Raw genomic sequence first — 2,928 nt, 5'->3', positions numbered from 1 at the left:
GCAGACCGGGAGGGCCGGGAACCGGGGGCCGGTGACGGGCGGTCAGTCGACACCCCGCACCACGTTCCAGTCGTTGCCCCGTCGACTGCGGCCCGCGTCGCCGTCGATCGTCGCGCGGACACAGGTACGGATGCGCTGCCCGCGCAGCCGGCGTGCCATGGCCCAGCCCGTCTCCGGTCGGCGTACGGAGAGGGTCTTCTCGGTCTCCACAGGTACGGCGGTCATCTTCCCGTCATCTTCCTTCTGCGTCCGGACCGTTCCGTTCCGGCCCGGTTCGTGCCTTCGATGCGTATCCGTCACCGAGTTTCCCCACGGCTCGGCGGGAAACGTCCGCAAGCGATCGGCGCGGGAGCGCCGCAGCGGCCGCAACGCCGGGAACAGGGCCACCGCCGCCCGCCCCGGTCGCCGTGCCCGCATCGGTCGCCGTGCCGACGGCGGCGTTACGTGATCGAGTCGAGGGGTACCGGGAGACGGGCGGCGTGAGCGCGCCGAACCACGGCGTCTGGAGGCTGGCATGGACTCATCGGTCGACCGGATCGCCCGACCGTGGGGCAACCGCACCCCGTACGACCGGCACGCGTCCTGGCCCGCCCGCGTGGACACCCACCTCGAGGCGGGCGTCGCACCGGAGCAGGTGCAGCGCTGGGTGCAGGCCGCCTCGATCCTGCACTCCGACGGCGACGCCATGGACATCGCCGTCGTCGACGGGCGCATGGCCGGAGTGCGCGGACGGGTGGACGACCGCGTCAACCGCGGACGCCTCGGCCCGAAGGACGCCTTCGGCTGGCAGGCGAACTCCTCCTCCGACCGCCTGACCAGGCCGCTGGTCCGCGAGGACGGACGGCTGGTGGAGTGCGACTGGGACACCGCGATGGAGCGCGTCACCTCCCGCTCGCGCGAGCTGCTGACTCGGCGCGGCCCCGGATCGATCGGCTTCTACACCTCGGGGCAGCTGTACCTGGAGGAGTACTACACCCTCGCGGTACTGGCCCGGGCCGGCATCGGCACGAGCCACCTCGACGGCAACACCCGCCTGTGCACCGCCACCGCCGGCGAGGCGCTGAAGCAGTCCTTCGGCTGCGACGGCCAGCCCGGCAGCTACGACGACATCGACCACGCAGACGTGATCGCGCTGTTCGGACACAACATCGCCGAGACGCAGCCCGTGCAGTGGATGCGCATCCTCGACCGGCTGGCGGGCGGCGACCCGCCCCGCCTCGTGTGCGTCGACCCGCGCCCCACGCAGGTGGCCCGCAGGTCGGTCGTGCACCTCGCGCCCCGCGTCGGCACCAACGTGGCCCTGCTGAACGCCCTCCTGCACGAGATCATCCGCGCCGGTCACGTCGACCACGACTACGTGCGGACGCACACCGTCGGCTTCGAGGAGCTGGCGTCCCGGGTCGAGGCGTGCACCCCCGAGTGGGCGGCGCGGATCTGCGACGTGCCGGCCGCGTCGATCCGTGAGGCCGCCGACCTCCTCGGCGGCGCCGACCGGCTCCTGTCCACGGTCCTGCAGGGCGTCTACCAGTCCCACCAGGCCACCGCCGCGGCCGTGCAGATCAACAACCTGCACCTGGTCCGCGGCATGCTCGGCCGGCCCGGCGCCGGCGTGCTGCAGATGAACGGCCAGCCCACCGCGCAGAACACCCGCGAGTGCGGCGCCGACGGCGACCTGCCCGGCTTCCGCAACTGGCAGAACGACGACCACGTCGCCGACCTCGCCCGGGTGTGGAACGTCGAGCCCTCCACCATCCCGCACCACACCCCGCCCACCCATGCGATGCAGATGTTCCGGTACGCCGAGCAGGGCTCGATCCGCATGCTGTGGATCAGCGGCACCAACCCGGCGGTGTCACTGCCCGAGCTGGCCCGGGTGCGCTCGATCCTGCAGCAGGAGCGTCTGTTCGTGGTGGTGCAGGACCTGTTCCTCACCGAGACCGCCCGGCTGGCCGACGTGGTGCTGCCCGCCGCGACGTGGGGGGAGAAGATGGGCACCGCCACCAACGCCGACCGCACCGTTCATCTGGCGGACAAGGCGGTCGAACCGCCCGGCGAGGCCAGGCCCGACCTCGACGTCTTCCTCGACTACGCCGCCCGCATGGACTTCCGCGACAAGGACGGCGGCCCGCTGATCACCTGGCACGACCCCGAGTCCGCCTTCGAGGCGTGGAAACGCTGCAGCGCGGGGCGGCCGTGCGACTACACCGGCCTCACCTACGCCAAACTGCGCGGCGCGAGCGGCGTCCAGTGGCCGTGCAACGAACAGGCCCCCGACGGCACGCCGCGCCTCTACGCCGACGGCGTCGCCTGGGCGCACCCCGACGTCTGCGAGAGCTACGGCAAGGACCTGGTGACGGGCGCCGCCGACGACGTCGTCGAGTACCGCTCCCTCAACCCGGACGGCAAAGCCGTGATCAGGGCGGCCGACTACCTGCCGCCGCATGAGGCGCCCGACGAGGACCACCCCTTCCAGCTGACCACCGGCCGCACCCTCTACCACTTCCACACCCGCACCAAGACCGCGCGGGCGCCCCAGCTGAACGCCGCCGCCCCCGACGTGTGGGTGGAGGCCTCCGCTTCCGACGCCGCCGCCCTCGGACTCCACGAGGGCGACCTGGTCGAGGTCGGCACCCGCCGCGGGGCCGTGCAGGGGCGGCTGCGCGTGACCGACATCCGCCCCGGACTGCTCTTCCTGCCCTTCCACTACGGCTACTGGGACACCGACGGCGGACACGGGCCGGGCGGCGGCACGCCGGGACGCGCGGCCAACGAGACGACCGTCACCGACTGGGACCCCGCCTCCAAGCAGCCGCTGTTCAAGACCGCCGCGGCGGCGCTGCGGCTCGTGGAACGCGGGGACGGACGCGTCGCCCCCGCACCGACCACCACGGCGTCGGCGCCCTCACGCGCCGACGCCGCGCCGGCCAC

The 2,928-nt window shown here is 73.1% G+C and carries 2 protein-coding genes; one reads left to right on the top strand and one right to left on the bottom strand.

Annotation, left to right across the window (positions count from 1 at the left end; genetic code table 11):
- Positions 1 to 42: 42 nt before the first annotated feature.
- Positions 43 to 225 carry a hypothetical protein gene (locus ABT300_RS42795; protein ID WP_351688227.1) on the bottom strand — a complete coding sequence of 61 codons (183 nt, stop codon included), beginning with the start codon at positions 223 to 225 and terminating at the stop codon, positions 43 to 45.
- 289 nt (positions 226 to 514) lie between these two features.
- Here ABT300_RS42795 and ABT300_RS42790 point away from each other — a divergent pair.
- A partial coding sequence (locus ABT300_RS42790) for a molybdopterin oxidoreductase family protein (protein ID WP_351688224.1) occupies positions 515 to 2,928 on the top strand: 2,414 nt, incomplete at its 3' end.

The sequence above is a fragment of the Streptomyces sp. NPDC001027 genome (genome assembly GCF_040299045.1).
Taxonomy (GTDB): Bacteria; Actinomycetota; Actinomycetes; order Streptomycetales; family Streptomycetaceae; genus Streptomyces.
Note: the sequence above shows the minus strand (reverse complement) of the source record. Positions and strands in the feature narration are given on the sequence as shown.

Bases quoted from the DNA above. Each gene is read 5' to 3' on its own strand.
- ABT300_RS42795 (WP_351688227.1), bottom strand. From the start codon at position 225: ATGACCGCCGTACCTGTGGAGACCGAGAAGACCCTCTCCGTACGCCGA.